Source organism: Microbacterium hanjuni (assembly GCF_043556395.1).
Taxonomy (GTDB): domain Bacteria; phylum Actinomycetota; class Actinomycetes; order Actinomycetales; family Microbacteriaceae; genus Microbacterium.
Genome location: NZ_JBIGIK010000001.1, coordinates 923,233 through 948,901, shown reverse-complemented (window position 1 = coordinate 948,901; position 25,669 = coordinate 923,233). Strand labels below are relative to the sequence as shown.

Genomic DNA, 25,669 nt, shown 5'->3' with positions numbered 1-25,669 from the left:
CGACTAGGATGAGAAAAATCGATGAACGGAGAACACGTCAATGTGGGAATGGCTGATCCCCGTCCTGGTCGTGGTGGCACTGCTGCTGATCATCGGCATCTACCTCTGGGCCACCTATAACTCGCTCGTCGGCCTCGCCGTCCGTGTCGACGAAGCGTGGAGCGACATCACGGTGCAGCTCAAACGGCGCGCCGACCTGCTGCCGAATCTGATCGAGACGGTCAAGGGGTATGCCAGCCACGAGAAGGCGGTCTTCGAGAACGTCACCCGGGCCCGGGCAGAGACCCTCTCGGCCGACGGCCCCGCCGAGGCGGGCGTCGCCGAAGGTCACATGCAGCAGGCGTTGAAGTCGATCTTCGCGGTCGCCGAGGCGTACCCGCAGCTGCAGGCCAGTCAGAACTTCCTGCAGTTGCAGCAGTCGATCGTCGACACCGAAGACAAGATCCAGGCCTCGCGCCGGTTCTACAACGGTGGGGTGCGCGAGCTGAACACGAAGATCAAGGTCTTCCCGAACAACCTCTTCGCGCGTCGCCTCGGCTTCTCCGAACGCGAATTCTTCGAAGTGGTCGACGGCGCGGCCATCTCCGAGCCGCCGCGCGTGCAGTTCTGACGCGACGTTAGGGCAGCGCAGCGCCCGTCGACGGTTCTTCGGGTGCCAGCTCGACGGCGTCGAGGAAGGCGCCCCGCTCGTGACGCGCGGCGTCGGGCATCACGCGCGCCAGATCGTCGGTCGCATCACCCCAGCGTGAGATCGACACGCTTTCCAGCCCTTGCCAGCGCGCGGCGAGGCGCAGTTCGCCCGCGAGGCGCTCCGCCGCGTCGGCCGGTGCGCCGTGCTCCCACCAGGCGGACTGGACGAGAAGGATGCTGCGGGCGCGGTCGGCCTTGAGATCGACCCGCCCCACGATGTCGTCGCCGACCAGCACGGGCAGCGAGTAGTACCCGAAGCGCCGCCGGATCGCCGGGGTGTAGATCTCGATGCGGTACTCGAAATCGAACAGACGCTCCGCGCGGTCGCGGAACCACACCACCGGGTCGAACGGAGTGAGCACCGCGGCCGCCTCGACCCGGCGGGGGACGGCAGCGTCGCGGTGCAGCCACGCCCTCGCAGGCCGGGAACCGGTGAGCCAGCCCTCGACCGAGACGGGGTGCAGCTCACCCGCGTCGACGAGATCGTCGATCGCCGCCAGCACCGCGGGTCGATCGCGGATGCGCCAGTAATCGGCGAGATCGGCGGCGGTCGCGACACCGTAGGCGCGCGCGGCACGGCGGACCAACTCGCGGATGGCGTCGGCGCGCGCCACCGGAGCGGCGAGTACTGCAGCCGGGATGACCTGCTCGGCGAGTCCGTAGCGGCGTTCGAAACCGCGGCGCCCGGCGATCGCCACCTCGCCGAGCAGCCACAGGTACTCGAGCGCCAGCTTGACGTCGTCCCACGCCCACCAGGGCCCGCGTCGAGCCTCGGCGGCGTCGTGCTCGATCTCTGCGGGACGCAGCGGACCCCGCGTCGCCAGTTCGCTGCGCACCCAATCGACGATCTCGGCGTGGGTCTGCACCCAACTGTCGGGCGCCGTCGCGTACTTCGCACGATGCTCGTCCATGCGGAAGCGGAACAGGCCCCAGTCGGCGGCGGGGATGAACGCGGCCACGTGCGCCCAGTACTCGACATAGGGCGGTCGCCGGGCGAACAGCAGCTTGTCGGCGAGCGCGGTGTCGTACGCTCCGAGGCGCGAGAACAGCGGCATGTAGTGGGAGCGCGCGAAGACGTTCACCGAGTCGATCTGCAGAGTTCCCATCCGCGCCAGCGCGCCGTTCAACTGACGGGTTCCGACGATCTCCGGCCGCGGGCGGGCGAAACCTTGGGCGGCCAGCGCCACCCGTCGCGCCTCGGCCCTGCTGAGCGTCTCCTTCACGGCGCCAGCCTAACCATGGCCCCCGACACGGTCATGCCTCGAGGGGAATAGGGCGCGCTTAGACTGGCGTGATGAGCGACCCCGCCCCCGAATCACGCGGATCGTTCTTCGGTGCGCGACGTCGACGGCGCTCGGCCGCCGAGGTCACGCCCGCGAAGCCCGCTGTCGTCGTCGCTCCCGAGCCCGCCACCACCCCGGTACCTCCGGGTCTGCGCATCGCCACCGCCTACGCGTGGCGCTTCCTGGTGCTCGCCGCCGCCGTGGGTGTGCTCATCTGGCTGGTGATCCAGCTCAAGCTGCTCGTCATCCCGCTGCTCATCGCGATCCTCATCTCCGCGCTCACCTGGCCGGCGTTCTCGCTGATGCTGCGCCACCACTGGCCGCGCTGGTCGGCGATCGTCGTCACGGTGCTCGGAACCCTCGCGATCGTCGGGGGGCTGCTGTGGCTGGCGGTCTGGCAGATCATGCGCGAATGGGGCTCGGTGCGCGATCGAACGGTCGACGCGACGACGCAGTTCCGCGCCTACCTGATCGACGGCCCGCTGCACCTCACGGCAGCGCAGATCGACGGGGCGCTCGGTCAGGCCGCGGACTTCGCCCAGCAGCAGGCCGATCTGCTGCTCTCCGGAGCGCTCGCCGTCGGCTCCACCGTCGGGCACGTCGCGACGGGCGTGCTGCTCACCCTCTTCATCCTGCTGTGCATCCTCGCCGACGGCGGAGGGATCTGGAGGTGGACGACCCGGCTGTTCCCGAAGGCCGCGCGCCCGGCCGTGGACGGCGCCGGTCGCGCCGGATGGCGCACCGTCGTCACCTACGCACGCACCCAGCTTCTCGTCGCCACCATCGACGCCGTCGGCATCGGCGTGGGGGCGTTCCTCCTCGGCGTCCCGCTCGCGATCCCCATCGCGGTGCTCGTCTTCCTCGGCGCGTTCGTGCCGTTCGTCGGCGCCGTCGTCACGGGCGCCGTCGCAGTGTTCATCGCCCTCGTGTACAACGGCCCGTGGACGGCCTTGTGGATGCTGCTCGTCGTGCTCGCGGTGCAGCAGATCGAGAGTCACATCCTGCAGCCGATCCTGATGGGCTCCGCCGTGAAGGTGCACCCCCTCGCCGTCGTGCTCGTGGTCGCCGGTGGCGCGATGGTCGGCGGTATCCCCGGCGCCCTGTTCGCCGTGCCGCTCGCGGCGTTCGTCAACGTCGTCGCGGTCTACCTGTCCTCCGGAGCCTGGAAGACCGGCGACGACACGCCGCCCCGAGAAGACCTGATCTGGCGCACGGTGCCGCGCCCCCGCCCACGACCCCGTACCCAGAGAGGGCAGGCATGAGCGACCCGACGCTCGCGCAGTTCGAGGATGCCGCGGAGATGCTCCGCGGCATCATCACGCGCACCCCGCTCGACGAATCGCAGCACCTCAGCGAACTGCTGCAGGTGCCGGTCCACCTGAAGCTGGAGAACCTGCAGCGCACCGGATCGTTCAAGATCCGCGGTGCCACCTACCGCCTCTCCCGCCTCACGGCTGAAGAGCGGGCACGCGGTGTGGTCGCAGCATCCGCCGGCAACCATGCCCAGGGTGTCGCTCTCGCCGCCCAGCAGCTCGGCATCTCGGCGACGATCTTCATGCCGTGGGGCGTGCCGGTGCCGAAGCTCCTCGCCACCCGCGGCTACGGCGCCGAGGTGATCCTCGAGGGTGAGACCGTCGAGACGCCGTTGCAGCTGGCCGCGGAATACGCCGAGCGCACGGGGGCCGTGCTCATCCACCCCTTCGACCACCCCGACATCGTCGTGGGTCAAGGCACTCTCGGCCTCGAGCTGTACGACTCGATCCCCGACCTCGAGACGGTGGTGGTCGGTATCGGCGGGGGAGGGCTCGCGTCGGGAGTCGCTGCCGCCGTGAAGGCACGCGCTGCCGCCGAGGGGCGCACCGTGCGGGTCATCGGAGTGCAGGCGGAGAACTCCGCCGCCTACCCCGCATCGCTTGCAGCGGGGGAGCCGCTGCAGGTGAAGACGCGGCCGACGATCGCCGACGGTATCGCCGTCGCGCGCCCCGGCGTGCTGCCCTTCGAACTCATCCGCCGCCACCTCGACGAGGTCGTGACGGTCACCGAAGACGACATCGCCCGCGCACTGCTCGTGCTGCTCGAGCGGGCGAAGCAGGTCGTGGAGCCCGCGGGAGCCGTGGGAGTGGCCGCGATCCTCGCCGGCAAGGTGACGGCCTCGGGTCCGACCGCGCTCATCCTCTCCGGCGGCAACATCGACCCGCTGCTGCTGCAGCGCGTCGTCGCGCACGGACTCGCAGCATCCGGTCGTTACATGTCGCTGCGCATCCCCCTGCCCGACCGTCCGGGTCAGCTCGCGCGTGTTTCGGAACTGCTGGCGCAGGCGGGGGCGAACGTGATCGAGGTGCTGCACACCCGCCACGGGCAGGGCATGCAGATCAGCGACGTGGTGCTTCAGCTCAGCGTCGAGACGCGCGGCCAGGACCATCGCGACCTCGTGATCTCCACGCTCGAAGAAGCGGGCTTCGTCGTCACGATCGTTCCGGGCTGACCTCCCGCGCCGAACGCGGGGCGGTCACTGTCCGGAGTAGGTCTCGACCTTGACGACCTCGACGGGGATCTCGCGGCCGTTCGGGGCGGTGTAGGTGACCGAGTCACCTTCGCGCTTGCCCATGATGGCGGCGCCGAGGGGGGAGGCTTCGCTGTAGACGTCGAGTTCGGAGTTCGCCGCGATCTCGCGGTTTCCGAGGAGGAACCGCTCTTCGCCGCCGGCGACGACCGCCGTGACGACCGTGCCGGACTGCACCACTCCGGTGCTCTCGGGTGCGACGCCGACCTTCGCGTACTTGAGGAGCGCCTGCAGGGTGCGGATCCGCGCCTCCTGCTTGCCCTGCTCGTCCTTGGCCGCGTGGTAGCCGCCGTTCTCTTTCAGGTCGCCCTCTTCGCGCGCACTCTCGATGCGTTTGGCGATCTCTTCGCGTCCCGTGGTGGAGAGGTGATCCAGCTCCGCGTGGAGGCGGTCGAAAGCGTCCTGCGTGAGGAATGTGTCGGTGGCGTCGTTGGACACGTCGTCTCCTTCGAGGTGGGCGAGCGGCGGCGGTGCGCGCGGCAGATGGTCGGCGCGCAACCTCCGACACGTGGAAACGCCCCGGCATCGGCCGGGGCGTCGATCGAACGTTGCCGGAAGTTTACGTGACCCAGCAGCTGTTCACCAAACCCGTGGTGGCCAGTGCGACGGTCGGGATCTCCTCGACGAAGGCGCGCGCGTGGTCGTCGGAAGCGGGGAACTGCACGATCCGCCAACCGACGATTCCGTGCTGCTCGTCCTGTGCCTCGAGGGCGCACGCGACCGCGCGGCCCTGCGGAGAGGTGATCTGGAACGACACCGACACGCGGTGCGCGTCGGGGATGTCGTAGCCCGTGCCGTCGACGCTCACCTCATCGACCGATCGGGCGATCACGCCCCAACCGACGTATCCGATCAGCGCCGCAGCGACCACGCCGACGATGACCCACCCCAGGAGGCGTCGCCGCGTCGAACGCGTGCGTCCGTATCGCTCGTCGAGCATCTGCTGTGTCATCGTGTCCTCGGGGCGGATCTAGGGTGGAACTCCAGGCTATGCGCTCGCGCGGAACGGGGATGTCGAATGTACGCGGCGATCTTGCTGGCAGTCGCCAGTCCCGAACCGACCTCACCCCCGCCCGAGCTCGTCACGCCGGGCCCCTGGGGCTTCGCGGCGATCGCGTTCGTCGCGCTCGCCGTCTTCCTGCTGGTGTGGGACATGCTCCGTCGAATCCGGCGAGGACGCTACCGCGCCGAGGTGAATGAAGACCTGGATGCTGCGGAGGCCCAGGCGAAAGCGGCGGTCGAGATGTCCGACGTCGACGACCAGGACATCGACCCGGAGGACGACCCCGCGCGACGCTGAGTGGGCTCAGCCCCCGTGGAACGCGGGGTGCATGGCGATCAGCAGGCTCGCCGTCCAGTGGCAGAGGAACGCCAGCGCAGTGCACGCGTGGAAGATCTCGTGGAAGCCGAAGTGCCCGGGCCACGGGTTCGGTCGCTTCAGGGCGTACACGACGGCGCCCGCGGAGTAGAGCAGTCCCCCCACGATGACCAGCACCATCATCGCGAAGTTCGCGGCGAACAGGTCGCCCATGTACATCACCGCCGCCCACCCCAGTGCGAGGTAGAGGGCGACGTACAGCCATCGCGGCGCGTCGATCCAGAACACGCGGAAGATGATTCCGAGAATCGCCCCGCCCCACACGATCGACAGCAGGATGATCGCCTTGTCAGTCGGGAGCGCGAGCACGGAGAGCGGGGTATAGGTTCCTGCGATCAGCAGCAGGATGTTGGCGTGATCGATCCGCTTGAGGACGGCCTTGGTCTTCGGCTTCCAGTCGAAACGGTGGTACAGCGCGGAGTTGCCGAACAACAGGATCGACGTCGCCAGGAACACGGCAGAGGCCCACTTGGCGGGAGCCCCCTGAGCGAGGGCGATCAAGACGATCCCGGCCACGATCGCGACGGGCAGCGTGGCGGCGTGGATCCAGCCGCGCCACGTCGGCTTCAGCTCGCTGTTCGCGCCCGCGGCGGCGGCATCGATGAGGGGAAGCTCGGGCATCTCCACGCCGTCGTCCGTGGTGTGATCTGTCACTCCACGAGCCTACGACCGCCCACATGCCCCGCGGAGTACTCGAGGCATCCGCGCGCATCGGCAGCCGGGGGTAGCGTAGTGACGTGACGGACGTCGGGGCGAACGAGGGCAGAGGGCCGCTCTACCGTCTCTACATCAACCGTCTGCGCCGGACCCTCGCACGCGAGGCCGTTCCGCATCACGTCGCGATGATGATTGACGGCAACCGCCGATGGGCGCGGCAGCTGGGGTACGACTCCGCCGCCCACGGTCATCGCGCGGGTGCGGCGAAGATGCGGGAGTTCCTGGGGTGGTGCGACGACCTCGGTATCGGGGTCGTGTCGTTGTACCTGCTGTCCAATGACAATCTGCGCAAGCGCGACTCGGTGGAGCTGGCCGATCTCATCGACATCATCGCCGAGCTCGCCGACGAGATCTCGCGGGAACCGAACTGGCGGGTTCAGCACGTCGGGCGCTCCGACAACCTGCCGGGCGAACTCGCCCGCGTGCTCGCCGAGGCCCAGGAGCGCACGCGCCTGCACACCGGCCTGCACGTCAACCTCGCCGTGGGGTACGGCGGGCGCAGCGAGATCGTGGATGCTGTGCGCTCGATCATCGCTCAGCACGACAGCGAGGGCGGCTCGCTCGAGGAGTTGGCCGCCAGCCTCACTCCCGAGCAGATCGGGGAGCACCTGTACACGGGCGGGCTGCCCGACCCCGACCTGGTGATCCGAACGTCGGGCGAGCAGCGCTTGAGCGACTTCCTGCTGTGGCAGAGCGCGCACAGCGAGTTCTACTTCGTCGAGGCGCTCGGGCCCGATCTGCGCGAGGTGGACTTCCTGCGGGCGATCCGCGACTTCGCCAAGCGCGACCGCCGCTACGGCAGCTGAGCGCGCCCACGCCAGGATGCGAGAATGGTCGGTTGTGACCGATTTCCCCGCCTACCTCGACTCCTTCGCGGATGAGACCGGCTACCTCAATTGGGCCTCATTCGGCCCCCTCTCGCCCGCGGTGCGCGCCGAGGGACAGGCGGACGCCGAACTGCTCGGCACCGGCCGCCCCTCGAGCATCGACCTCGTCGTCGACCACATCTCCGACGCGCGGTCTGCGATCGCCGACGCACTCGGATCGCGCGCAGACCAGGTGGTGCTGCAGCCGTCGACCTCGCACGGCCTGATGCAGGCGATCTACGGCCTCCGTGGCTCGCTGCTGGTGTCGGGTGCGGAATTCCCCAGCCTGACGGTGGCCGCCGCCCGCTCGGCAGCCGTCGGCGGTGCTTCGGTGTCGTGGATGACCCCGCCCGCCGGGTACGTCACCCCCGAGGTGGTGCGCGGCGCCCTCACCGACGAGGTGACCGCGCTGGCGGTGAGTCTCGTCGACTTCCGCACGGGTTATCGCGCCGACCTCGAGGCGCTCCGCGACGTGATCGGCGACCGCCTGCTGATCGTCGACGCCATCCAGGGATTCGGTGTCGCCGACGCCGACTACGCCTCCGCCGACGTCGTCTGCGGAAACGGCTACAAATGGCTGCGCGCCGGCCGGGGCACCGGATTCTCCTCCTTCAGCGAACGGGCGCTCGAGCGTCTCGACCCCGTGTTGTCCGGATTCGCGGGCACCGAGGCCGAGGGTCTGCCCCTCGACGAGGTGCCCCCACCGGCGCACTCGGCCCGCGGGTTCACCGTCAGCGAGGCCGACCCGCTCGCCGCGGGAAGGCTCGCCACGGCCGTGCGCGAGGTCTCCGCCGCGGGCGTTGGCGAGATCGAGTCGCGGATCGCCGAGGTGAGCGCCCAGGTCATCGCGCTCGCCGACCACCACGGCATCGCCATCGCGACCCCGCGCGAACCCCAGCACCGTGCCGGGATCGTGGCGCTCGCGCCCGACGCGGCGGACGCCGCTCCGCTCGCCGCCGCCCTCGCGAATCACGGCCTCGCCATCACTGCCCGATCGGGCATGGTGCGCGTCGCCGTGCACGCCGGGACGAGCTCCGACACGCTCGCTCAGTTGGCCGATGCGCTCGCGGCGTTCACCGCGACGAAATTCATCCACTCGTAACGTGGCGCAAGGGGCGTGTCGCTTCCGTCCGACAGTCCCGCAGTCGTAGCTTGAGCGCATCGGGCATGGCGCCTGGTCGAGTCGGCCTTCTGGATCGCGACTCGTGACCCCTGGTCGACTCGTGATTTACCGGGAAACCGTCCCGGGTCGGGAGTGGGTTGTGACCGTACGAGCACCTCAGAAACAGCGCCAGGACATCACCGAGGAGATCCAGGGGACGGAACAGGTGCTGCGCACCTACGTGCTCGACACCTCCGTTCTGTTGAGTGATCCCCGCGCCCTGTTCCGCTTCGCCGAACACTCCGTCGTGATCCCCGTCGTGGTGATCACCGAACTGGAAGGCAAGCGCCATGATCCCGAGATCGGGTACTTCGCCCGCCAGGCCCTGCGCCACCTCGACGAACTGCGCATCGAGCACGGTCGCCTCGACTACCCGGTACCGGTCGGCACGGGCGGCACGTTCCGCGTCGAGCTGAACAACACCGATCCCTCGGTGCTGCCCTCGGGCATGCGCCTGGGCGACAACGACAGCCGCATCCTCGCCGTCGCCATGCACCTGTCCCAGGACGGCAACGAAGTCACCGTGGTCTCGAAGGACCTCCCCATGCGGGTCAAGGCCTCCTCTCTCGGCCTGGCCGCCGAGGAGTACCTCGCCGAGCAGGCCGTCGACTCGGGGTGGACCGGCATCGCCACGGTCGACGTGTCGGGAGACGACATGAGCGACCTCTACGAGAGCGAAGTCGCGTCCAGCGACGACGTGGTGGGGCTGCCGATCAACACCGGGCTCATCATCCACTCCGAGCGGGGTTCAGCGCTCGGTCGAGTGACCGGGGACGGCTCCTTCAAGCTCGTGCGCGGCGACCGCGACGTGTTCGGCCTGCACGGCCGTTCGGCCGAGCAGCGCATCGCGATCGACCTGCTCACCGACTCCGAGGTGGGCATCGTGTCGCTCGGCGGACGCGCGGGAACCGGCAAATCGGCGCTCGCCCTGTGCGCTGCCCTGGAAGCGGTGCTGGAGCGCCAGCAGCAGCGGAAGATCATCGTCTTCCGCCCGCTGTTCGCCGTGGGTGGGCAGGAGCTCGGCTACCTGCCCGGCGATGCTGCGGAGAAGATGAACCCGTGGGGCCAGGCCGTCTTCGACACGCTCGGATCGGTCGTCTCCCCGAACGTCATCGAAGAGGTGGTCGCCCGCGGCCTCCTGGAGGTGCTGCCCCTGACCCACATCCGAGGCAGGTCGCTCCACGACGCGTTCGTGATCGTCGATGAGGCGCAGTCCCTGGAGCGCAACGTGCTGCTCACCGTGCTCAGCCGCATCGGTCAGAACTCGCGCGTCGTGCTCACGCACGACGTGCAGCAGCGCGACAACCTGCGCGTGGGTCGTCACGACGGCATCGCCTCGGTGATCGAGACGCTGAAGGGGCACGGCCTGTTCGGTCACGTCACCCTCACCCGCTCGGAGCGTTCGGCCATCGCGGCGCTCGTGACAGAACTCCTGGAGGCCAGCGAACTGGCGTGATCGCGCGGCCACGGGCCGATGCGAGGGAGGGCGGGATGCTGCAGCATCCCGCCCTTTTCCGCGCTCGCGAGGGTGTGAGCTGAACATGAGAAGACTCTCACCCGGGCCTCCTCCTGCTCTCACGGATTGCCCGCACAATGGGATCCAGCGAGGCGACTCGCTTCCGCCCACCGGCGGATTCCCCCCAGGAAAGAGTCGGACCATTCTGGTCCGCACGGAGACGCATCGGCGCCGTCATACGACCCGAGCGAAAAGCCGCAGACCCCCCCTCTCCGGCACTCCACAGCCCCCGGCGTCCCCCGCGCCGGGGGCTCTCCTTTTGTCCGTGGCGCGCTGACCAGAACCTCACAGAACGGTCATAATCAGAGCATGAGTGGCAACCCGAGGGTGATCTCGGCACGCGTGCAGATTCTGGGGACCATCCTCGTCGCCGCGATCGTCGGAGTCGTCCTCGTGGGCGGGGTGACCTTCTGGGTGCAGCTGGATCGCGCTCGCGCGAGCGTCGATCCTGACGCCAGCCTGCAGATCGTCACGCTCGGCTTCGGCACCTACGCCGTCGCCGGGCTCGTCATGCTGCTGGGTACCGGCGTCGTCGCCTGGTTCGCGGCAGGGCGGCTCCTGGCCCCCATCCACCGGCTGCGCGACGCTGCAGCATCCGTGACGATCACCGATCTCGGCACCCGCATCCCCAGCGAGGGCAACGACGAGATCGCCGACCTCGGGCGCACGGTCAACTCGATGCTCGACCGACTCGAGATCTCGGTCGACGGGCAGCGGCAGCTGCTGGACGACGTGCGACACGAGCTGAAGACCCCGATCACGATCGTACGCGGACACCTCGAGCTGATGAACCCCGCCGACCCGGAGGACGTGGCCAACACCCGCGAGCTGGGGATCAGCGAGTTGGACCGGCTCGCGCGACTGGTCGACGACATCGACATGCTCGCCGCCGTCGAGGGTGGCGGCTTCGAGATGGGTGTCGTCGACGTCGATGCCCTCACCTCGCGTGTGGGCGAGCTCGTCTCCGTGATTCCCGGCCACGACTGGACGGTCGAAGCGCGCGGCGGCGGTCGGGTGGAGGGCGATTACGACCGCCTGTTGCAGGCGTGGCTGCAGCTCGCCGACAACGCCGCCAAGTACACGCCCCCGGGTTCGGCGGTCGAGATCGGCAGCGCTGTGGACGACCAGGGCGCGACCCTCTGGGTGCGCGACCACGGCCCGGGCATCCCTCCGGCCGCCCGCCACCGCATCTTCCGTCGCTTCGACCGCGCTCTCGGCAAGCGCACCGTGGGCGGTTCCGGTCTCGGTCTCGCCATCGTCGACGCCATCGCGAAGGGCCACGACGGTCACTGCGCGGTCGGTGACACTCCCGGCGGGGGAGCCACGTTCGTGTTGCGCCTTCCCCGGGGTGGTGGTGCCGTCCGCGCCGATCTTCCGGCCCCGGTGCGCGCGGGCGACGTCGTGATCCAACGAGAGGCCGCCGGATGACCCGCATCCTCGTCGCGGAGGACGAGCCCCGCATCTCCGCCTTCGTGGCACGCGGGCTCGAATCCGCCGGCTACCAGAGCGTCGTCGCCGACGACGGTGAAGCCGCGCTCGACATCGCGCTGTCGGGCGAGGTGGATCTCGTGCTGCTCGACGTCGGGCTGCCCACGATGGACGGCTTCGAGGTTCTGCGCCACCTCCGGGGGCAGGGGGCGTCGCTGCCCGTGATCATGCTCACCGCCCGCTCGAGCACCCGAGACACCGTCGACGGGCTCGACGCCGGTGCCAGCGATTACATCGCGAAGCCGTTCAAGTTCGACGAGCTGCTGGCCCGCGTGCGCTCACGCCTGCGCGACAACGTGCCGGCCCCGGCGGCAGGCCTTGCCCACCTCGACGTCTCGCTCGACGTGCGTACCCGCCGTGCCACCGTCTCGGGCCGAGAGGTCGATCTCAGCGCGCGCGAATTCGCGCTCGCCGAACAATTCCTCGGCCACCCGGGGCAGGTGCTGAGCCGCGAGCAGCTGCTGAGCAGCGTCTGGGGCATGGATTTCGACCCCGGTTCGAACGTCGTCGACGTGTACGTGCGATACCTGCGCGGCAAGTTCGGCCACGACCGCATCGCGACGGTGCGCGGAGCGGGTTACCGCTGGGAGTGAGCCCGCCCCGCAAGCATCCGCTTCACGCTCCGGCGCGGTTCAGCCCGGGTGGGTCATCGACAGCAGGTCGAGCTTCTCGTCGAGCTGCGCGAGGGTCAGCTCACCGCGATCGACGTAGCCGAGTTCGAGCACCGCCTCGCGCACGGTGACGCCGTTCGCGACCGCGTGCTTGGCGATCTTCGCCGCCGCCTCGTAGCCGATGAGCTTGTTGAGCGGGGTGACGATCGACGGAGACATGCCCGCGTAAGCGGCGGCGCGTTCGACGTTCGCCTCGAGACCGTCGATGGTCTTGTCGGCCAGCACGCGCATCGCGTTGGACAGCAGCCGGATCGATTCGAGCAGCGCCGTTCCCATCACGGGGATCGCGACGTTGAGCTCGAACGACCCCGAAGCGCCGGCCCACGCGACCGTCGCGTCGTTGCCGATGACGCGGGCGCAGACCATGAGCGTCGCTTCCGGCACGACCGGGTTGACCTTGCCGGGCATGATCGAGGAGCCGGGCTGCAGGTCGGGGATGTGCAGTTCGCCGAGACCGGTGTTCGGGCCCGAACCCATCCAGCGGATGTCGTTGTTGATCTTCGTCAGTGACACGGCGATGGTGCGGAGAGCTCCGGATGCTTCGACGAGGCCGTCGCGGTTCGCCTGCGCTTCGAAGTGGTCCTTCGCCTCGGTGATCGGCAACTCCGTCTCGGCTGCCAGCAGCTCGATGACCTTCTGCGGGAATCCGAGGGGGGTGTTGATGCCGGTACCGGTCGCGGTGCCGCCCAAGGGCACCTCGCCGACGCGGGGGATCACCGATTGCACCCGCTCGATGCCCAGGCGCATCTGGCGGGCGTAGCCGCCGAACTCCTGACCGAGGGTCACGGGGGTCGCGTCCATCAGGTGGGTGCGGCCCGACTTGACGACCGTCTTCCATGCCTCGGCCTTGGCCTCGAGGGCCACCGCGAGGTGGTCGAGCGCGGGGATGAGGTCGTCGATGAGGCCCTGGGTCACGGCGATGTGCACCGAGGTCGGGAAGACGTCGTTCGAGGACTGCGAGGCGTTGACGTGGTCGTTGGGATGAACGGGCGCGCCGAGGCGGGCCGTGGCGAGGGTGGCGAGCACCTCGTTCATGTTCATGTTCGAGGAGGTGCCGCTGCCGGTCTGGTACGTGTCGACGGGGAACTGGTCGTCGTAACGGCCGGTGATGACATCGTCGGCCGCCCCCGCGATCGCGTCGGCGATGGCGGCGTCGAGGGTGCCGAGGTCTTTGTTCGCGAGTGCCGCCGCCTTCTTGATGCGGGCGAGGGCCGCGATCTGCGATGACTCGAGGCCCGACCCGGAGATGGGGAAGTTCTCGACCGCGCGTTGGGTCTGCGCGGCGTAGAGCGCGTCTTTCGGGACGCGCACTTCCCCCATCGTGTCGTGTTCGATGCGGTACTCGGTGTCGGTCACGTCGTCGTCCTCCAGTTGCCGATTGTGCGGTGGTTCGAATGCTGTCAGGGGTGCGTGTCGCCGGCGTCGCCGACGATGACGTCGGGAACGACCAGTCCCTCGTCGAGCCGGTAGTTCGCCCCGACGATCGCCAGGCGGCCGGTGGCGACGGCATCGCTGATGAGTTCCGAGGAGTGCAGCAGCACGGCGACGGTGTCGCGCAGGTGCTCCCGGCCGACCTGCTCGGGGTCGATGGGTCCTTCGCCGTTCGCGCGGCGGACGCGGCGCACGGCCGGCACGATGGGGGCGATCTGGCGCCAGATGAGCGGCGGCAGATCGGGGGAGTCGGCGGCCGTGCTCTCGATCGCCGCACCCACGGCGCCGCAGGCGTCGTGACCGAGCACCACGATCAGGGCCACGTCGAGCACGCCGACGGCGTATTCGAGGCTGCCGACGACCGAGTCGGAGATGACCTGGCCGGCGTTGCGCACGACGAACAGGTCGCCGAGTCCTTCGTCGAAGATGATCTCGGCGGCGAGCCGTGAATCCGCGCACCCGAAGAGGGCGGCGCGAGGCGTCTGGCCCCCGGCGAGCTCGTGCCGGCGCTCGACGTCCTGGCGGGGGTGCTGCGGCTTCCCCGCGACGAACCGCTCGTTCCCGCGGCGCATCTCATCCCACACCTCACGCGGTGTGGAGCGCGCTTCGCTCACCGGGCTTCCTCGCGCAGCTCACGCACGCTGGCGCCCAGCGCATCGGCGGCACCCTGGATGACCTCGGACGACGATGACCCGTAGACGAGGATGCGGTCAGCGCCCGCTGCGGTGCCGAGGGCGTACGAGATGTTGCCGGAGTCGCCGGGGTTCGCGATCGAGTATTCGTCCCAGACGATGCCGTCGAGCGTGACCGTGGCGCTGCTGCCGGCACCGTTCAGCACCTCGACGGGCCACGATTCGCTCGCGTCGAAGCCCTGAGCGACGCGCAGGAACCCGGTCGCATCGTCGGGCGCGTAGGTGATCGTCCACGCGTCGGTGCTGCCCTCGAGCTGAGCACCGTTGACGCGCCACGAGTCGGGCAGGGGCGGGTCGATCACCGTGCGCTGCAGGCTGGTGGCCAGGGCGCTCGCCTCGGCGGACACGTCGATCGGCGGCCGCTCGGCGGGCTCGCCGCGCGGAACTCCCAGCACGACGACGAGGATCACCCCGACCGTGACGAGGACGGCGGCGAGGAGGTTCGTGAAGGTCTTGCTGGCGCGGTAGCGCTGAGAGAACTGCGCCTTGCGGGTGGCGGTCTCTTCCGGGGTCTCGGGACGGCCGAGCTCGGCGACGACGCGGGCCATCAGGACTCCCGGGCGGTGTCGGTCGCCGGGGCGGAGCGGGCGGCGTCGAGGCGCCGCTTGGCGCCCAACAACCACTCCTCGCACCGCGCGGCGAGCGCTTCACCGCGCTCCCAGAGGGCGAGGGATTCTTCGAGCGTCGGTGCGCCCTGTTCGAGCTCGGCGACGACGCGAACGAGCTCGTCGCGGGCCTGCTCGAACGAGAGGGTCGCGACGTCCGTGGAGGTATCCGGGGGCGACGCGGTCATACCCCCATCCTACGTCGATGCACCGACGCCGCCGCGGCGGCATTGCAGGGCTCGTCTGCCACGGGGAGGACCTTGGTGGAATATCACCGCGCGTGTGAGAGTGAGCGGGTGATCCGACGCCCGCGCGCCCTTCTTCTCGCCGTTCTCGCCGCCACGGCCGGTGTCGCCCTCGTCTCCTGTGCTCCGGCCGCCCAGCCCGCACCCAGCACCGAAGGGGGCGGGGCGGAGGCGACCATCACGGACTTCGTCGAGGCGCTGTCGGACGGGCGGCTGGCAGACGCGCTGGAGTTGAGCACCGCGGAGGCGTCCGACTTCGCGTGTCCCGCGATGGTTTCCAACGGGGCGGACATGGCGATGGCAGCCCCCGAAGTCATCGGCGTCGAGGAGCGCGGCGACCGCGCCACCGCCGAGGTGTCCTACAGCTCGCCCGACGAGCAGTCGGACACCTTCGATCTCGTCCGCGAAGAGGACGACTGGCGCGTCGAGCTGCCGGAGAGCTTCGAGATCGCGATCGGTTTCGATGCCCCGGTCGTCGCTGAGCTGGTCGTCGAGGAGGACTGTCGCATACCGGTGGAGGATGCGAAGGTCACGGTGCCGGCGTGGCCGGGTACGTACCGCATCGACATCGTCGACCCCACCGGTGTCCTGGATCGCTGGGAACAGATGATCTACAGCGTTCCCGGCGGTTCGGCGATCGGTCTCGACGTGGACCCCGCCTCCCTTCCCGCCGTTTCGGAGGGAGCTCTCTCGGTCGTGCAGGGCGAGGCAGCGTCGGTGCTCTCGGAGGCAATGGCCGATTGCGTCGCCGCCGGCTTCACGGGCGCACGCTGCCCCACGCAGCTCGCGGGTGCGACCGTCGCACCAGGGTCCGAGCCGGGAGGGCAATACTCGATCATCGATCGGGTGTGGACGGACGACGGGCGGCAGTGGCAGTTCGAGACGCGTTCAGACAGCGTCGAGGGCGCTACCGCGCCGATCGAGTTCCGCTATCAGGGCACGCTCGGTCGGACCTCGAACGGTGCGCTGAGCGCGCAGTTCACCTCTTAGTCGGCGTCGGACTCGGGGATCTCGCCGTCGGAGCGTGCGGCCACCGAGCCCCGCGCGACCGTGATGGTCATCCGGGTGCCGGCGGGGGCCTGTTCGGCGTCGCGCACGATGACGCCGTCCGCGAGGTGGGCGATCGCGTACCCGCGCTCGAGGGTGGCCACGGGGGAGAGGGCCCGCAGCGACGCGCGCAGCTCCATCGTGCGCCGACCACCGCTCTCGACGCGACGCTCGACGAGGTCGCGACCTCGGCTCACCAGCATCCAGATCTCCTGAGCGCGGGAGGTCAGTACCGAACCGGGGGCGCGGAGCGCCGGGCGCGAGCGCAACTGCTCGAGCTGGGCGACGTCGTGCTTCACCCGCTGCGACAGTCGTCCGACCAGTCGTGCCCGCAACTGCGCGACGAGTGCGCGCTGTTCGGAGACGTCGGGGACCACGCGTTTCGCGGCGTCGGTGGGGGTGGAGGCGCGAAGGTCGGCCACGTCGTCGAGCAGCGGGTGGTCGTTCTCGTGTCCGATCGCGCTGACGATGGGAGTGGATGCCGCCGCCACCGCGCGCAGCAGACGCTCGTCGCTGAATCCCAGCAGGGTCTGCGGGTCGCCGCCTCCGCGGGCGATCACGATGACGTCGATGTTCGGGTCTGCGTCGAGCGCCTTCAGGGCGGCGATCGTCTCGGGCACGCAGCGGTCACCCTGCACGGCCGCGTGCTTCGTGCGGATGTCGACGTGGGGCCAGCGCAGCTCGGCGTTGCGGTGCACGTCCTTCTCGGCGTCCGAGTTCTCGCCCGTGATCAACCCGATCATGTGGGGGAGGAAGGGCAGGGGCTTCTTGCGCGCGGCATCGAAAAGGCCCTCGGCGCGCAGCCGGGTGCGCAGCTGCTCGAGCTTCTCGAGCTGATCGCCGAGGCCGACGTGACGCATCGCCGAGACCGAGAAGCTGAAATCACCCGTGCGGGAGAAATAGTCCGCTTTCACGCAGGCGATGACGTGGTCGCCGACCTTGAGGTCGCGGGGGAGGCGCTGCAGCGTGCTCGACCAGATGCGCACCGATACCGTCGCGTCGGTGACGAGGTCTTTGATCCGTCCGAAGACGTTGCCGCCGCGCTGATTCCACGAGGTGATCTCGCCCTCGACCCACACCGAGCCCCAGTTCTCGATGAAACCCCGGATGGTGTCGTTCAGCCGCGCCACCGAGGTGGGCGCCTGCGCCGAGGAGTCCCGCGGTGGGACGGAGTCGGGCGGAGGCGCCTGACCGGGCACCGTCTCGGGCTCGAACGTGGTCATGGGCTCCGTGGATGTTCGTGGGGGTGAAGTATCGGCCGCTGTCCAGGGGGCACCCCCGTAGAATCGAGGGGTGAGCACTCCTGTCGTACAGCTTCCCGTGCCCCGCATGCCGAGGCGTAGCGGGCGGCTCCAGGATATCCCGGTGCGGGGACAGAAGAAGGTGCTGCTCGCCGCTCCCCGTGGTTACTGCGCGGGCGTGGATCGCGCCGTGATCGCCGTCGAGAAGGCGCTCGAGCGCTTCGGCTCGCCCGTCTACGTTCGCAAACAGATCGTGCACAACATCCACGTCGTCACCGAGCTCGAGGCCAAGGGCGCCGTCTTCGTCGACGAGGTCGACGAAGTGCCGCCGGGCGCCCACATCGTCTTCAGCGCCCACGGTGTCTCGCCGGCCGTCGTCAACGCCGCGGCCGATCGGGGCCTGCAGGCGATCGACGCGACCTGCCCCCTGGTCACCAAGGTGCACCGCGAGGCCGTGCGTTTCGCGCGCGACGACTTCGAGATCCTGCTCATCGGTCACGAGGGGCACGAAGAGGTCGAAGGCACCGCGGGTGAGGCGCCCGAGAACACCACCGTCGTCAACTCGCCGGAGCACGCCGACCTCATCGAGGTGCGCGACCCGTCGAAGGTCGTCTGGCTCTCGCAGACCACGCTGTCGGTCGACGAGACGATGGAGACCGTGCGTCGGTTGCGCGCCCGGTTCCCCCAGCTGCAGGATCCGCCTTCGGATGACATCTGCTACGCCACCCAGAACCGCCAGGTGGCGATCAAGAAGGTGGCCGTCGGCGCCGACCTCGTGATCGTCGTGGGATCGGCCAACTCCTCCAACAGCGTGCGCCTCGTCGAGGTGGCCCTCGAGCACGGCGCGAAGGCCGCCTACCGGGTGGACTACGTCGAAGAGGTCAAGCAGGAATGGCTCGACGGTGTCGAGACCGTCGGCGTCACCAGCGGCGCCTCGGTGCCCGAGGTGCTCGTGGACGAGGTGCTGGCCGAGCTCGCGAACGCCGGCTACCGCGACGTCGAAGAGGTGCGCACGGCCGAGGAGGACCTGCAGTTCTCGCTCCCCAAGGAACTGCGGACGGATGCTGCGGGCCGCCGCGACGTTCGCGCCCTCGGCGGCCGGGGCCGCGCGTGAGCGACGCCGGCTCATCGTCGGACGAGAATTCCCGCGCGGACGCGCGTCCGCGCCCCCAGTACGGCGAGTACGCGACGCCGGAGGAGCAGCGCGCGCGCATCGCTCAGCCCAACGCCACCGACGCTCTGAGCGCGGGCGAGTCGCTCGACCTGCCCGCTGACGCCGGCCCTGCTTTCGGTACCCGCGGTCCGGTCGCCGCCTCGGCGCAGGACAGCGCCGAGCAACAGGCCTCGACGCCGTCGCGGCCGAGTGGTGCGCCGATCTCGGGTCCGCGCACCCGGGGGCAGCTCATCGACAGCGTCATCACGGTCTTCCTCCTCACCTACGGGCTCATCAACCTGCTGGGCACCGTGCCGATGCTGCTCATGTTCGAGCAGTTCGCCGATTCCGCCCTCGAGATGTGGGGGTCGAACGAGTCGTTCAGCAACCTGGCCACAGGGCGGCTGTGGGGCACGGTGGCCGCCATCGTGCTGGTCGTCGGATGGCTGCTCACGGCGTTCTTCGCGTGGCGGCGTCTCCGTCGGCGAAAGCTCGCGTTCTGGGTGCCGCTGGTCGGTGCGGCCGTCACCCTGGTGCTGATCACCGTGTGCGTCACCATTCCGCTGGTCGGCGACCCCGCGTTCGCCCAGCTCTTCCCGCAGATGGCGGGCTGAGGCGCAGCATCCGATCATCCGCCCGCAATGTGGCCGGAACGAGCGGGCCGTAGGATCGCGGGATGCCTCGCCTGATCGCCGTGTGTGCCGTCCACGAACTGCGTCGTGATTCCGGTTCGGTGGGGGTGACCGCGATCGACAAACGCGCCCTCGAGGGGGCCGTGCGCGTCGGGCCGTTCGGGGTGCGCGGCGACGTGCAGGCGAGCCGCAAGTATCACGGCGGCCACGACAAGGCGCTCTATGCGTACGCGCAGGAGGACGCGCAGTTCTGGGAGGGCGAGTTGGGTCGCTCGCTCGCTCCCGGATGGTTCGGCGAGAACCTCCGGGTGGAGGGCCTCGACGTCAACGCCGCGCACATCGGCGACATCTGGCAGATCGGCGACACCGTGCGGGTGGAGGTCACCGAGCCCCGCACCCCGTGCGCGACGTTCGCGCGGTGGGTCGGCGCGCCGCACGAGCGCGGTTGGGTCAAGCGTTTCGACGCGGAGCGGCGCCTCGGGCCGTACCTGCGCGTGCGCCGAGCCGGCAGCATCCAAGCCGGCGACGAGATCACCGTCGTACCCGCCCCCGCCGGCGCGCCCCGCCTGCTCGACGGCTACCGCAGCCCGCGCTGACGGGGCTTGAACGCCGAAACCCGATTCCCCCGACGAAACCCCGACATTCTGCAGAGGTTTCGCCGCGGAGATCGGGTCTCGCGGTCACGGGGCGGTTCTAGGCGCCGAGCGACTTGCCGTACGAGCCGAGCTGCTTCGTGGCCTCGACCACGCGAGCGGCCATTCCGGACTCGGCCACCTTGCCCCAGGCGCGGGGGTCGTAGACCTTCTTGTTGCCGACCTCGCCGTCGATCTTGAGCACGCCGTCGTAGTTGGAGAACATGTAGCCGGCGACCGAGCGGGTGAAGGCGTACTGCGTGTCGGTGTCGATGTTCATCTTCACGACGCCGTTCGACACGGCCGTCGCGATCTCGGCGTCGCTCGATCCGCTGCCGCCGTGGAAGACGAGGTCCAGCGGCTTGGGCGCGGTGTGGAAGCGCTCGGCGATGCCGGCCTGGATCTCACCGAGCAGCTCGGGGCGCAGCTTCACGCCGCCCGGCTTGTAGACGCCGTGCACGTTGCCGAAGGTGAGGGCGGCGATGTAGCGGCCCTGGTCGCCGAGGCCGAGGGCTTCGACGGCCTTCGTCACATCGGCCACGGTCGTGTACAGGGCCTCGTTCGAGCCCTCGTGCTGCACGCCGTCCTCTTCGCCGCCGACGACGCCGATCTCGATCTCGAGGATGGCGTGGATGGCCTTGAGGCGGGGGAGCAGCTCCTGGGCGATCGCGATGTTCTCATCGAGCGGCACGGCAGAGCCGTCCCACATGTGCGACTGGAAGATCGGGTTGCGCCCGGCGCGCACTTCTTCTTCGGATGCTTCGATCAGCGGCAGCACGAAGCCGGGAAGCGCGTCTTTCGGGCAGTGGTCGGTGTGCAGCGCGACGGTGATCGGGTAGCTCTTGGCCACCTCGGTCGCGAATTTCGCGAAGGCGAGCGCGCCGGTCGCGCGTGCCTTGACGCTCTGTCCGGCGAAGTAGTCGGCGCCACCGGTGGTGACCTGGATGATGCCGTCGGAGCCGGCCTCGGTCAGCCCCTGGAGGACGGCGTTGATCGACTGCGAGCTCGAGACGTTGATCGCGGGGTAGGCGAAGCCGCCGGCCTTCGCGCGGTCCAGCATGTCGGCGTATTGCTCGGGTGTGGCGACGGGCATGTTCGGACTCCTTGGTCGAGGCGTAGATCGTTGCCAGCCTAGCGAAGCGGTCTGTCGTCCACCGATCGCCGGGGCGGGATGCCGTCCGGTTAAGAATCGGCAATCCTTCGGCCGAGGGCGCACTCTCACCCCGGTGGTCGGGAGGGCCCGCGGATAGGCTGGCGGCATGCCGACCCTCACGCCCGACCTCACCCCCCTCCACCCCGACCGCAACCTCGCGTTGGAGCTGGTGCGTGCGACCGAGGCAGCATCCATCCGGGCCGTCCCCTTCATCGGCCGCGGCGACAAGTTGGCCGCCGATGGCGCCGCCGTCGACGCGATGCGGGCGTTCTTCACCACCGTCGACTTCGACGGCACGATCGTGATCGGCGAGGGCGAGAAGGACGAAGCCCCCATGCTCTACAACGGCGAGCGCGTCGGCAGCGGCCGCGGCCCGAAGTGCGACGTCGCCGTCGATCCGATCGACGGCACCTCGCTCACCGCCGCCGGGCGCCAGAACGCGCTCTCGGTCATCGCCGTCTCCGATGCGGGCACGATGCTCGACGCCTCGACGGTGTTCTACATGGACAAGCTCGTCACGGGCCCCGCCGGCGTCGGGGTCGTCGACATCCGCCTCCCCATCGGCGAGAACATCCGCCTGCTCGCAGAAGCGCTGGGCAAGCCCATCGACGAGATCGTGGTGTCGGTGTTGAACCGCCCCCGTCACGAGCAGCTGATCGCGGACATCCGCGAGGCCGGCGCCGGTACCCGACTGATGAGCGACGGCGATGTTGCCGGGGGCATCAATGCCGCCCGGCACAACGCGCGCACCGACATGTGCGTCGGCGTCGGCGGCAGCCCCGAAGGCATCGTCACCGCCTGCGCCATCAAGGCGTTGGGCGGGCACATCCAGGGGATCCTCCGCCCGGGCACCGACGCCGAGAAGCAGCGCGGGCTCGACGCGGGGCTGAAGTTCGATGACTTCGTCTACGAGGCCGACGACCTCGTCAAGGGCAAGAACACGATCTTCGTGGCCACGGGAGTGACTGACGGTCAGCTCGTCGCCGGTGTGCGCCGCGAGGGCGGCTACATCTACACCGAGAGCGTCGTGCTGCGCGGCAACTCGGGCACCCTGCGCCGCATCACGTCGGAGCACCTCACCTCGAAGTGGCTCTGAGCGTCGGCATCGCCAGGCTGTGAAGCCGGTGGGGCTTTGCGGTCGTGATCGAGTCGTGACGCTCTGCGCGCCCGGTGTCTGAGAAGATCATTAGCGTGTCAACGGCGACGCGTCCGAAGTCTTGAGACACGTGAGGGAAGTGGACATGTCCGCTCAGTCGAGTCCGTCAGCGCCGCAGACCGGTGCTCAGGCGGTCATCGCCGACGCCGTCGCTCATGCCGCCGCTGTCGAACCGATCGATCCGGCGCGCCGCCCCGACGTGCTGTTCCGGGTTCGCCGCGAAGAGGGCCACCAGCCCAGCGTGTGGTGGATGATCGGCGCCTTCGTCGGTGTCTCGGCCGCCGTCATCGTGCTGCTGAGCTTCGTGCCCGGCGGCGCCTGAGCGCTCCGCCCTACAGTCGGCCGCGTACCTCTCCCAGGTCGGCCGTCGTGATCTCGGCGTCTCCGAGCAGCTCGGATGCTGTCCACCGCCGCGTGTTCTTCTCGATCGCGGGCGGCGCCACGGCGGCCTCGAGGCGGGTGTCGTCGATGCCGGGGAACTTCCGCGCCGTGACGAGCACCCGCGACTCGAGGGAACCGGCGAACTTGTTGTAGCTGTCGACGGTGCGCTCGATCGCCCGGCGCAGGTCGTCGGCGTGGCCGGCCATCGTGCCGATCCGTTCGTACAGCTCGGTGCCGAGCGCGAAGAGCTGGCGGGCTTCCTGGGAGACGTCCTGCTGCGTCCACGTGTAGGCGACGGTCTTGAGCACGGCCCACAGGTTGACGGGGGAGGCCAGGGCCACCCGCTTGCCGAAGGCGTAATCGAGCAGCGAGGGATCCTCTTCGAGCGCCGCTGCCAGAAGTGACTCGCTGGGGATGAAGCAGACGACGAACTCGGGGCTCGAGCTCAGCCCGCTCCAGTACGACTTCTTCGCGAGGGCGTCGACGTGCGCCCGCACGGCGCGGGTGTGTCGCTCGAGCAGGCTCTTGCGGCGTGCGCCCTCTTCGCCGATCGCGGTGAGCGGGATCGCACTCGCTTCGAGGTAGGCGTCGAGCGGCACCTTGGCGTCGACGGCCAGCGCCTTGTCGCCGGGGAGGCGCACGATCAGGTCGGGCCGGCCGGTGCCGTCGTCGGTGCTGATCGTGGTCTGCGTGTCGAAGTCGACGTAACGCGTGAGGCCCGCGGCCTCGACGACGCGGCGCAGCTGGGTCTCGCCCCAGACGCCTCGGGTGCTGCCCGAGCGCATCGCGGAGGCGAGGGCCTCGGTCGTCGCGCGCAACGCCTCGTCGGACTCGTGCGAACGGCGCAGCTGCTCGCTGAGCGTGCCGAACTGCAGCCCGCGTTCGCGTTCGAGCTCGGCGACCTTGAACTGCATCGCGTCGAGCGACTCGCGCACCGGCGCGAGCGCGCGCAGCACGGTCTGTTCGCGCCGCTCGCGTTCTTCACGGGCGGCTTGATCGGCACGCGACTGACCGGCCAGCTCGCGATACAGCAGCTGCTGGTGATCGAGCTGCGCCTGCACCCCCAGACGCGCCGCGTCGGCAGCCGCGAGGCGTGCGGCGAGATCGGAACGTTCGCGCACCGCCCGCGCTTCGGCCCGAGTGCCGCCCACGCCGAATCCCACCAGCAGCCCGACGGCGAGGCATCCGATGACCGTCAGCGCGAGAGCGAAAGCATCCATTCCGTCAGCCTGCCGGGAGGTTCCGACATCGCGTCACGCCACGCCCGCGGGCGTGTGTCTCAGGCGACAGCGGCGAGAGCGCGGTCGGACGGATCGGCGACCGCGATCTGCGACACCCGGATGCCGACCGCGTCGGCAAGGGAGGCGAGATCGCGAGCTCCCACGCGGCGGGCGGCGTCGATGATGATGTGCGCGCACGCGAGCGAGTCAGCCACCGCGTCGTGGTGGGCGAAGTCGGTGAATCCGGCCTCGGCCGCGACGAACGGCAGCCGGTAGGAGGGCAGCTCGTAGACCTTGCGGGCGAGTTGCACGCTGCAGAGGTAGCGGAACGGCGGGCAGAGGTCTCCGGTCGCTTCGCACGCCCGTCGGAGCACGGCCATGTCGAATCCGGCGTTGTGGGCGACGAGCACATCGGCGCCGGCGAACGCGGCGAGAGCGTCGAGCTGCGCCGACCAGCCCAGGGCGTCGGCAACGTCGGCCGGCCGGATGCCGTGGATGCCGATGTTGAAGTCGACGAAGCGGTCGTGTCCGGGCGGCGGTTTGATCAGCCAGCCTGCGGTGGCCACCACGCGGCCGTCCCGCACGCGGGTGAGGCCGACCGAGCACGCCGAGGCGTTGGAGGAGTTCGCCGTTTCGAAGTCGATCGCGGTGAAGTCCAGGGTCACGGTTTCAGGGTCGCCTGCCCCGGCGCCGGTCAGGGGGAGGCGCGCCGTCGCGAACACAACTCCTCCGATCCGGTCGCCCCACCGGCCCCTGGCTCCGGATTGCCGGATCTCGAAGACGAAATGGAGGAGTTGTGTCTGGCTCGCCGGTGCGGATACGCCTCCCCGGGGCCCGCTGTTCGCCCGGCCCCGCTGATCTGTCAGGCGCGCCGTCGCGGACACAACTCCTCCCATCCGGTGGCCCAGAGGCCCCCCGACCCAGATCTGCTGCCATCGGCGTGCGAGAAGGAGGAGTTGTGTCCGGCCCGGCGGCGCGACAGGCTCGGCACATGGCGGAGCGCGAAGAGATGGCACGGGTTTTCGGCACGGCGGCGGCGACCTACGAGGCGGGGCGGCCCGATTACCCGCGGGAAGCGGTCGAGTGGATGCTGCAGCCCGCCCGCACGGCGGACCGGGCCCCGCGCGTGGCCGACGTGGGCGCGGGCACCGGCAAGCTCACCCGCGTCGCCGCCGACCTCGGGGCCGAGATCGTGGCGGTCGACCCCGATGCGCAGATGCTCGAGACGTTCCGCCTCCACGTGCCCGGGGTGCCGACCTTCGTGGGCACGGCCGAGCAGCTGCCCCTGCCCGACTGCTCGCTCGACGCGATCATCGTCGGCCAGGCCTGGCACTGGGTGCAGCCCGACGCGGCCTCCGCCGAGATCGCTCGGGTGCTGCGGCCCGGCGGCGTGCTCGGGCTGATCTGGAACATCCGCGACGAGCACATCGCCTGGGTGAAGCGGCTCACCGAGGTGATGTCGCTCAGCAACGCCGAGCGGATGCTCGCCGAGGGTGCCCCGCCCGTGTCCGCGCCCTTCGCGGCGGGGGAGCACCGCACGTGGCACTGGAGCCGGCCGATGACGCGCGACACCCTCTTCGCGATGGCGCATTCGCGCAGCTATGTGCTCACCGCGACGCCCGAAGAACGCGAACGCATCGACCTCGAGCTCGGCCGGTTGTGCGATGACATCGGCGCCGTCGGGGAAGCAACGGTCGACCTTCCCTACGCGACCGAGGCGTTCCGCTTCGTTCGGCCCTGAGCCCGC

General features: G+C 69.7%; 28 protein-coding genes. 16 read left to right on the top strand and 12 right to left on the bottom strand.

What is annotated here, in order from left to right:
* The first annotated feature begins 40 nt into the window (after positions 1 to 40).
* The gene (locus ACFXP5_RS04835) at positions 41 to 610 is read left to right on the top strand and encodes a LemA family protein (RefSeq protein WP_394527337.1); all 570 of its coding nucleotides are present in this window, start codon (positions 41 to 43) and stop codon (positions 608 to 610) included.
* A gap of 7 nt (positions 611 to 617) precedes the next feature.
* On the opposite strand, the gene ACFXP5_RS04830 is transcribed toward ACFXP5_RS04835, so the two are convergent.
* The gene (locus ACFXP5_RS04830) at positions 618 to 1,913 is read right to left on the bottom strand and encodes a winged helix-turn-helix domain-containing protein (protein ID WP_394543733.1); all 1,296 of its coding nucleotides are present in this window, start codon (positions 1,911 to 1,913) and stop codon (positions 618 to 620) included.
* A gap of 71 nt (positions 1,914 to 1,984) precedes the next feature.
* Between ACFXP5_RS04830 and ACFXP5_RS04825 the strand changes: the two genes are divergently transcribed.
* The gene (locus ACFXP5_RS04825) at positions 1,985 to 3,235 is read left to right on the top strand and encodes an AI-2E family transporter (protein WP_394543731.1); all 1,251 of its coding nucleotides are present in this window, start codon (positions 1,985 to 1,987) and stop codon (positions 3,233 to 3,235) included.
* The gene (ilvA, locus tag ACFXP5_RS04820; RefSeq protein WP_394527332.1) at positions 3,232 to 4,458 is read left to right on the top strand and encodes a threonine ammonia-lyase; all 1,227 of its coding nucleotides are present in this window, start codon (positions 3,232 to 3,234) and stop codon (positions 4,456 to 4,458) included. Before ACFXP5_RS04825 ends, ilvA begins: the two co-directional genes overlap by 4 nt.
* Positions 4,459 to 4,482: 24 nt before the next feature.
* On the opposite strand, the gene greA is transcribed toward ilvA, so the two are convergent.
* Together greA and ACFXP5_RS04810 are read right to left on the bottom strand one after the other, a co-directional pair.
* Positions 4,483 to 4,974, bottom strand: a complete 492-nt coding sequence (gene greA / locus ACFXP5_RS04815; protein ID WP_394527330.1) for a transcription elongation factor GreA — start codon at positions 4,972 to 4,974, stop codon at positions 4,483 to 4,485.
* 121 nt (positions 4,975 to 5,095) lie between these two features.
* Positions 5,096 to 5,488, bottom strand: coding sequence for a DUF4307 domain-containing protein (locus tag ACFXP5_RS04810; RefSeq protein ID WP_394527329.1), 393 nt, complete (start codon positions 5,486 to 5,488; stop codon positions 5,096 to 5,098).
* 66 nt (positions 5,489 to 5,554) lie between these two features.
* Here ACFXP5_RS04810 and ACFXP5_RS04805 point away from each other — a divergent pair, with 66 nt between their 5' ends.
* A complete protein-coding gene (locus tag ACFXP5_RS04805) occupies positions 5,555 to 5,836 on the top strand; it encodes a hypothetical protein (protein WP_394527327.1) in 282 nt (93 codons plus the stop codon).
* Positions 5,837 to 5,842: 6 nt separating this feature from the next.
* Here ACFXP5_RS04805 and trhA read toward each other — a convergent pair whose 3' ends face one another.
* Positions 5,843 to 6,535, bottom strand: coding sequence for a PAQR family membrane homeostasis protein TrhA (trhA, locus tag ACFXP5_RS04800; protein ID WP_394527580.1), 693 nt, complete (start codon positions 6,533 to 6,535; stop codon positions 5,843 to 5,845).
* Between the two features lie 116 nt (positions 6,536 to 6,651).
* Between trhA and ACFXP5_RS04795 the strand changes: the two genes are divergently transcribed.
* From ACFXP5_RS04795 to ACFXP5_RS04775, 5 genes are all read left to right on the top strand, one after another.
* Positions 6,652 to 7,437 carry an isoprenyl transferase gene (locus ACFXP5_RS04795; protein ID WP_394543729.1) on the top strand — a complete coding sequence of 262 codons (786 nt, stop codon included), beginning with the start codon at positions 6,652 to 6,654 and terminating at the stop codon, positions 7,435 to 7,437.
* A gap of 34 nt (positions 7,438 to 7,471) precedes the next feature.
* Positions 7,472 to 8,599, top strand: coding sequence for an aminotransferase class V-fold PLP-dependent enzyme (locus ACFXP5_RS04790; RefSeq protein WP_394543728.1), 1,128 nt, complete (start codon positions 7,472 to 7,474; stop codon positions 8,597 to 8,599).
* A gap of 208 nt (positions 8,600 to 8,807) precedes the next feature.
* Positions 8,808 to 10,115, top strand: coding sequence for a PhoH family protein (locus tag ACFXP5_RS04785; protein WP_481825238.1), 1,308 nt, complete (start codon positions 8,808 to 8,810; stop codon positions 10,113 to 10,115).
* A 369-nt stretch (positions 10,116 to 10,484) separates the two neighbouring features.
* The gene (locus ACFXP5_RS04780; RefSeq protein ID WP_394543727.1) at positions 10,485 to 11,603 is read left to right on the top strand and encodes a sensor histidine kinase; all 1,119 of its coding nucleotides are present in this window, start codon (positions 10,485 to 10,487) and stop codon (positions 11,601 to 11,603) included.
* Complete coding sequence (locus tag ACFXP5_RS04775) at positions 11,600 to 12,256, top strand: response regulator transcription factor (protein ID WP_394527317.1); 657 nt, start codon at positions 11,600 to 11,602, stop codon at positions 12,254 to 12,256. The genes ACFXP5_RS04780 and ACFXP5_RS04775 overlap by 4 nt, the downstream gene beginning before the upstream one ends.
* Positions 12,257 to 12,295: 39 nt before the next feature.
* Here ACFXP5_RS04775 and ACFXP5_RS04770 read toward each other — a convergent pair whose 3' ends face one another.
* Genes ACFXP5_RS04770 through ACFXP5_RS04755 form a run of 4 tightly spaced genes read right to left on the bottom strand, consistent with a single transcriptional unit; the run spans position 12,296 to position 15,250 of the window.
* The gene (locus ACFXP5_RS04770) at positions 12,296 to 13,690 is read right to left on the bottom strand and encodes a class II fumarate hydratase (protein ID WP_394543725.1); all 1,395 of its coding nucleotides are present in this window, start codon (positions 13,688 to 13,690) and stop codon (positions 12,296 to 12,298) included.
* Between the two features lie 44 nt (positions 13,691 to 13,734).
* Positions 13,735 to 14,337: a carbonic anhydrase gene (locus tag ACFXP5_RS04765; protein WP_394544179.1), complete on the bottom strand. Its 603-nt coding sequence runs from the start codon at positions 14,335 to 14,337 to the stop codon at positions 13,735 to 13,737.
* A 38-nt stretch (positions 14,338 to 14,375) separates the two neighbouring features.
* Positions 14,376 to 15,005 (bottom strand): DUF4245 family protein, encoded by a 630-nt coding sequence (locus ACFXP5_RS04760; protein ID WP_394543724.1) that lies wholly within the window; start codon positions 15,003 to 15,005, stop codon positions 14,376 to 14,378.
* Complete coding sequence (locus ACFXP5_RS04755; RefSeq protein WP_394527312.1) at positions 15,005 to 15,250, bottom strand: exodeoxyribonuclease VII small subunit; 246 nt, start codon at positions 15,248 to 15,250, stop codon at positions 15,005 to 15,007. The genes ACFXP5_RS04760 and ACFXP5_RS04755 overlap by 1 nt, the downstream gene beginning before the upstream one ends.
* Before the next feature lie 108 nt (positions 15,251 to 15,358).
* Here ACFXP5_RS04755 and ACFXP5_RS04750 point away from each other — a divergent pair, with 108 nt between their 5' ends.
* Positions 15,359 to 16,297, top strand: a complete 939-nt coding sequence (locus ACFXP5_RS04750; RefSeq protein ID WP_394543723.1) for an Rv0361 family membrane protein — start codon at positions 15,359 to 15,361, stop codon at positions 16,295 to 16,297.
* Here ACFXP5_RS04750 and xseA read toward each other — a convergent pair.
* Positions 16,294 to 17,577 (bottom strand): exodeoxyribonuclease VII large subunit, encoded by a 1,284-nt coding sequence (gene xseA, locus ACFXP5_RS04745; RefSeq protein WP_394527309.1) that lies wholly within the window; start codon positions 17,575 to 17,577, stop codon positions 16,294 to 16,296. The genes ACFXP5_RS04750 and xseA overlap by 4 nt on opposite strands.
* A 106-nt stretch (positions 17,578 to 17,683) precedes the next feature.
* On the opposite strand from xseA, the gene ACFXP5_RS04740 reads away from it, so the two are divergent.
* The 3 genes from ACFXP5_RS04740 (at position 17,684) to ACFXP5_RS04730 (ending at position 19,976) form a co-directional block, all read left to right on the top strand.
* Positions 17,684 to 18,709: a 4-hydroxy-3-methylbut-2-enyl diphosphate reductase gene (locus ACFXP5_RS04740; RefSeq protein WP_394527577.1), complete on the top strand. Its 1,026-nt coding sequence runs from the start codon at positions 17,684 to 17,686 to the stop codon at positions 18,707 to 18,709.
* Positions 18,706 to 19,362 (top strand): DUF6264 family protein, encoded by a 657-nt coding sequence (locus ACFXP5_RS04735; protein ID WP_394543722.1) that lies wholly within the window; start codon positions 18,706 to 18,708, stop codon positions 19,360 to 19,362. The genes ACFXP5_RS04740 and ACFXP5_RS04735 overlap by 4 nt, the downstream gene beginning before the upstream one ends.
* A 62-nt stretch (positions 19,363 to 19,424) precedes the next feature.
* Positions 19,425 to 19,976 (top strand): MOSC domain-containing protein, encoded by a 552-nt coding sequence (locus ACFXP5_RS04730; protein WP_394543721.1) that lies wholly within the window; start codon positions 19,425 to 19,427, stop codon positions 19,974 to 19,976.
* A gap of 97 nt (positions 19,977 to 20,073) precedes the next feature.
* Here the strand turns inward: ACFXP5_RS04730 and fbaA are convergent, their stop codons facing one another.
* Complete coding sequence (gene fbaA, locus ACFXP5_RS04725; protein ID WP_394543720.1) at positions 20,074 to 21,105, bottom strand: class II fructose-bisphosphate aldolase; 1,032 nt, start codon at positions 21,103 to 21,105, stop codon at positions 20,074 to 20,076.
* A gap of 166 nt (positions 21,106 to 21,271) precedes the next feature.
* On the opposite strand from fbaA, the gene glpX reads away from it, so the two are divergent.
* The gene (gene glpX, locus ACFXP5_RS04720) at positions 21,272 to 22,261 is read left to right on the top strand and encodes a class II fructose-bisphosphatase (RefSeq protein WP_394527303.1); all 990 of its coding nucleotides are present in this window, start codon (positions 21,272 to 21,274) and stop codon (positions 22,259 to 22,261) included.
* A 145-nt stretch (positions 22,262 to 22,406) separates the two neighbouring features.
* Positions 22,407 to 22,643 carry a UDP-N-acetylmuramyl pentapeptide phosphotransferase gene (locus ACFXP5_RS04715; RefSeq protein WP_394527302.1) on the top strand — a complete coding sequence of 79 codons (237 nt, stop codon included), beginning with the start codon at positions 22,407 to 22,409 and terminating at the stop codon, positions 22,641 to 22,643.
* A gap of 10 nt (positions 22,644 to 22,653) precedes the next feature.
* Here the strand turns inward: ACFXP5_RS04715 and ACFXP5_RS04710 are convergent, their stop codons facing one another.
* Together ACFXP5_RS04710 and ACFXP5_RS04705 are read right to left on the bottom strand one after the other, a co-directional pair.
* Positions 22,654 to 23,922 carry a DNA recombination protein RmuC gene (locus ACFXP5_RS04710; protein ID WP_394543719.1) on the bottom strand — a complete coding sequence of 423 codons (1,269 nt, stop codon included), beginning with the start codon at positions 23,920 to 23,922 and terminating at the stop codon, positions 22,654 to 22,656.
* Positions 23,923 to 23,981: 59 nt separating this feature from the next.
* Complete coding sequence (locus ACFXP5_RS04705) at positions 23,982 to 24,587, bottom strand: 3'-5' exonuclease (protein WP_394543718.1); 606 nt, start codon at positions 24,585 to 24,587, stop codon at positions 23,982 to 23,984.
* A 326-nt stretch (positions 24,588 to 24,913) separates the two neighbouring features.
* Here ACFXP5_RS04705 and ACFXP5_RS04700 point away from each other — a divergent pair, with 326 nt between their 5' ends.
* Entirely contained in the window at positions 24,914 to 25,663 is a 750-nt protein-coding gene (locus ACFXP5_RS04700) for a class I SAM-dependent methyltransferase (protein WP_394543717.1), read from the top strand.
* Positions 25,664 to 25,669 lie beyond the last annotated feature (6 nt).